This is a genomic window from Corynebacterium jeikeium, assembly GCF_000738175.1.
Lineage (GTDB): Bacteria > Actinomycetota > Actinomycetes > Mycobacteriales > Mycobacteriaceae > Corynebacterium > Corynebacterium jeikeium_C.
In genome coordinates this window covers 1-4,378 of sequence record NZ_JFCH01000057.1, presented here as the reverse complement: position 1 = coordinate 4,378, position 4,378 = coordinate 1, and the positions used below count along the sequence as shown (strand labels likewise).

The following is a 4,378-nucleotide window of genomic DNA, read 5'->3' as shown; positions in this document are numbered from 1 at the left end:
GTGCGTAACGTTGGCCACCTGATGCAGAACCCGGCGATCCTGGATCAGAATGGTGAGGAGATTTTCGAGGGCATCATGGATGCCGTTATTACTTCGGCTGCTGCGATCCCGGGTCTGGATGAGAACAACCCGCTGCGTAACTCCCGTAATGGTTCGATCTACATTGTGAAGCCGAAGCAGCACGGCCCGGACGAGGTTGCGTTCACCAACGACCTGTTCGGTGCTGTGGAGGATCTGCTGGGTCTGGAGCGGTTCACCTTGAAGGTTGGTGTGATGGACGAGGAGCGTCGCACCACCGCCAACCTGGATGCTTGCATCGCACAGGTTAAGGAGCGTCTGGCGTTTATTAACACTGGCTTCCTGGATCGCACTGGTGATGAGATCCACACCTCCATGCTGGCTGGTCCGATGGTGCGTAAGGCGGATCTGCAGACCGCGCCGTGGAAGATCGCTTACGAGGACAACAATGTGGATGCTGGTCTGGCGCATGGTCTGCCGGGTAAGTCGCAGATCGGTAAGGGCATGTGGGCCAAGACTGAGCTGATGGCTGACATGCTGGCCCAGAAGATTGGCCAGCCGAAGGAGGGCGCTTCCACCGCATGGGTTCCGTCGCCGACGGGTGCGACGCTGCACGCAACCCACTACCACGAGGTGGATGTTTTCGAGGTGCAGGACAAGCTGCGCACGGAGGGGCGTCGTGAGACTCTGGGTGACATTCTGACCATTCCGGTGGCGGAGTTTGCTGATTGGTCTGCTGAGGAGATCGCCGAGGAGATTGATAATAACTCCCAGTCCATTCTGGGTTATGTGGTCCGTTGGGTGGAGCAGGGTGTTGGTTGCTCCAAGATCCCGGATATCCACGACATTGACCTGATGGAGGATCGCGCTACCTGCCGTATTAACTCCCAGCACTTGGCTAACTGGTTGAAGCATGGTGTGGTGACTGAGGAGCAGGTTCTGGAGTCTTTGCAGCGTATGGCTGCGAAGGTGGATGAGCAGAACGCTGGTGATGCGAACTACCGCAACATGGCGCCGAACTTTGATGAGTCTGTGGCTTTCCAGGCTGCGAAGGATTTGGTGTTTAAGGGTCTGGAGCAGCCGGCTGGTTACACCGAGCCGATTCTGCATGCCCGTCGTTTGGAGTTTAAGGCTAAAAACGGCATCGCCTAATTAGCTACATCTAGGGGGTGTTCGTTCTCCACCCCCCTGCAAGTTAGATCCCGTCTCTGAGGCTGTTGACGGAGCCTTGGGGCGGGGTTTTTCTCTTTGACTGGTGCAGAATAGATGCTGGTTAAGAGCCCGGGTTACTTGTTATGAGAGTAGCGACGGGCTTTAGCCCGATTGCCACAGTCCTTCATCGAGCACCACTGCCTCCGCAGGCCGTTAGAGCGATCCTCGAAGAGAATTCCACAACGCTCGTGGCCGCATATCTTCAATCGCTGCCGGTCATTAGTTCCGAAAAGTGCAACCGCGTCGGCAGCGACAAAACCTAATGCCTGCTCCAGCTCAAGATTCTTTGCCAGTGTCTTCCTAAGATCCGACTCTTCACTGCGAAGCAGATGCGGAGAGAAGGACTGAGTATCCAACTGAAGTAAAGGTCGCCTAGTGGACCATTCGTTGAGTACATCGATGGTGGAGTTTAACTCGAATGAGGAGAGCGTATTCATGCCGAGGCTATGCTCTGCCAAAAGTAGAACTGCCTCGCGAAGCGCCGTAACGCTTTCCTGATCAATGGGCATTGGAGTTTCCACAAGCTCAGGAAGTTCGCGGGCCCAAGACGTTGCTCGGCGAGCTTGGTTAAGCCAGCTGGCGAAGTCAGAACTATCGCCGAGAAGGTCGACCGTAGGATGCAGCGGATCTTTACGGCGCCGAAGGGTATTCGCAAAGTCAAGAGCAGGCCGCTCGCCATAAAACACAAAAGAAAGCTGGCGAAGCTGGTTTGTGGATGAAGTATTCATAAAATCTACAGTACCTCTTGAACTAACCCCCTCAGGGGGTTAGTGTTGGAGTATGACACGTCGCACACTTCCTCTGGCCTTGTATGCGTTTCCGTTGGTGGCTGGATTCATGCTGCCGAACCTCGCGACCCCGCTGATGGAACTGTGGCGTGCGGATATTGGCTTTTCTGCAGGGACGCTGACGCTCATCTTCATCATGTACCTTGGGGGGCTCGCGCCAGCCTTCTTGCTGGCACCGGGGCTCAGTGATAGTTGGGGAAGGAAGCGTACGCAGCAAGTGGCTGTGGTGCTCGGTATTGTTTCGTGCCTCTTTTACGTCTTAGCGGACAGTATTCCAATACTTCTACTGGCTCGGATCCTTACCGGTCTGTGCTCCGGAGCCCTCTTGGTGCTAGGGCCATCTGCTGTGCAAAGTATGGCTAGTAAGGATGAATCCTCTAAAGCTACGCTCACGGCTACGTTAGGTATCGCAATAGGGCTGGCAGGCGGACCATTGTTTGCAGGCGTGGTTGCGCAGTTGGCTCCATGGCCGACGAAGACGGTTTTCGTTCTTATGGCTCTCCTTCTCGCAATATCGCTGGTAGTGATCGGAACAGAGCTGGAGACGGAGCGTAAGCCCACGCGAGACTTGTTGCCTCACAAGGGGTTGAGGAAGAGAGACAAGCGCGTTGTTATTGCTGGTCTCGGGGCTTTTGGTCCGGGAATGACAGCTGCTGGAATTGTTTTGGCACTGTCTCCAACACTTCTCAACGGAATTAGTGAAACAAGCGGGCCCCTGGGTGCTGGCCTGATTGCAGGAGGTATGTATGCGGTTAGCCCGATCGCGCAGAGTCTAGTCCGTCGACTCCACAGCCTTGCGCACATCAGATTCTCTATGGTGCTGATCGCGTTGGCGATGTGCATCTTTGGCGCAGCAATGACGCAACAGAGCTTATGGTTCCTGATTCTAAGCGCGGTACTTATAGGTGCAGGGCAAGGGATTAGTAATTTGGGCAGCTTTGGACTGATCCATCAAAAGGTTGCCGAAGATTCGGTGCCTGGAGCAACAGCACTTTTGAGTTTGGGTACGTATGCCGCTGCGAGTGTTGTTCCTCTGGCAGGTGGGTACCTCATCGATCTAACCGGATTGCCGATTGCAAGCCTATGCATGGCGTTAGGAGTGGTTCTAATGGTTGCGGTGGGGTCTGTGTTTGCCCGGCAGAGCTATATTGACCAGACAAGGAGTGCCTAAAAATGAAGATTGGCATTAGGGCTGCTTTTTGTAATGGCATTGCCCTTCGCGCGCTTGACTTAGCCGTTGCCTATGCAGAGTCTCGCGAGGTTTGGAGTGCTCCTATATCCACCCATCAGGCTATTTCGAATCCACTCGCAGAGGTCAAAATAGATATTGAGTTGGCTCGGAATATGACTTTTCGTGCGGCTTCAGATTTCGATTCCGGCGGAGACTGTGGCGCTAGTGCGAATTATGCCAAATTCGCTGCGGCTAGGGCTGCGGTAAAGAGCGTTGATCGGGCGATCCAGACCCATGGTGGCAACGGATTTGCGAAGGATTATCGCGTCTCAGAATTATTTTGGCCGGCCCGTTTGTTTCGAACGGCGCCTGTCAGTGAGGAGATGATTCTGAATTATGTAGCCAACAATATTCTTGGTGTGCGCCGATCCTACTAGATAATTTCTCGAGAGGACTATTCTACAATGATTTCTAATTCCGCTATTTCTCAAGGTGCCGAGCGCGTAACTGCCGGCGGCCTTCAGGTTGCCAAGACTCTCTACGACTTCGTTAACACTGAGGTACTTCCCGCCATCGGCAAGGATTCCGCCGAGGAGCAGGAGAAGTTCTGGGATGGCTTCGGCAAGATCGTCGAGGAGTACACCCCGCGCAACCGTGAGTTGCTGAACACTCGCGACGAGCTGCAGAAGAAGATGGATGCCTGGTATGCCGACCACAAGGGTGCTCAGGATCCGGAGGAGTACAAGGCTTTCCTAAAGGAGATCGGCTACCTGGTCGACGAACCGGGTGACTTCGAGATTACGACCCAGAACATCGACCCGGAGGTCGGCACGACCGCCGGCCCGCAGCTGGTTATTTCGGCGTTGAACGCCCGCTTTGCGCTGAACGCAGCGAACGCCCGCTGGGGTTCCCTGTACGATGCCCTCTACGGAACCGACGCTATCTCTGAAGAGAACGGCCAGGAGAAGGGCACCGGCTACAACAAGGTTCGCGGTGACAAGGTCATCGAGTGGGGCCGTGAGTTCCTGGACCGCGTTGTACCGCTGGAGTCCGGCTCCCACAAGGACGTCACCAAGTACGCCGTCGAGTCCGGCCAGCTGGCTGCCACCATCGACGGCAATGATGTGCACCTGCGCAACCCGGAGGTCTACGCAGGCTTCGGCGGCGACAAGGCCAACCCGACCGACAT

At 55.2% G+C, this 4,378-nt stretch carries 4 protein-coding genes and 1 pseudogene; 4 read left to right on the top strand and 1 reads right to left on the bottom strand.

Translation table 11 applies throughout. The features are described from left to right. Window positions 1–1,170: malate synthase G (locus JQ46_RS09530; protein ID WP_034987678.1), on the top strand; the 1,170-nt coding region annotated here is incomplete at its 5' end. 134 nt (window positions 1,171–1,304) lie between these two features. Here JQ46_RS09530 and JQ46_RS09525 read toward each other — a convergent pair. Beyond that, on the bottom strand, window positions 1,305–1,958 hold the full coding sequence (locus JQ46_RS09525; RefSeq protein ID WP_034987676.1) for a CGNR zinc finger domain-containing protein: 654 nt from the start codon (window positions 1,956–1,958) through the stop codon (window positions 1,305–1,307). 52 nt (window positions 1,959–2,010) lie between these two features. Between JQ46_RS09525 and JQ46_RS09520 the strand changes: the two genes are divergently transcribed. From JQ46_RS09520 to JQ46_RS09510, 3 genes and pseudogenes are all read left to right on the top strand, one after another. Continuing rightward, window positions 2,011–3,189, top strand: coding sequence for an MFS transporter (locus JQ46_RS09520; RefSeq protein ID WP_034987674.1), 1,179 nt, complete (start codon window positions 2,011–2,013; stop codon window positions 3,187–3,189). Between the two features lie 2 nt (window positions 3,190–3,191). Then, a complete protein-coding gene (locus JQ46_RS09515) occupies window positions 3,192–3,626 on the top strand; it encodes an acyl-CoA dehydrogenase family protein (protein ID WP_051876319.1) in 435 nt (144 codons plus the stop codon). Between the two features lie 27 nt (window positions 3,627–3,653). Further along, window positions 3,654–4,378: pseudogene (locus tag JQ46_RS09510) on the top strand (malate synthase G); the annotation flags it as partial.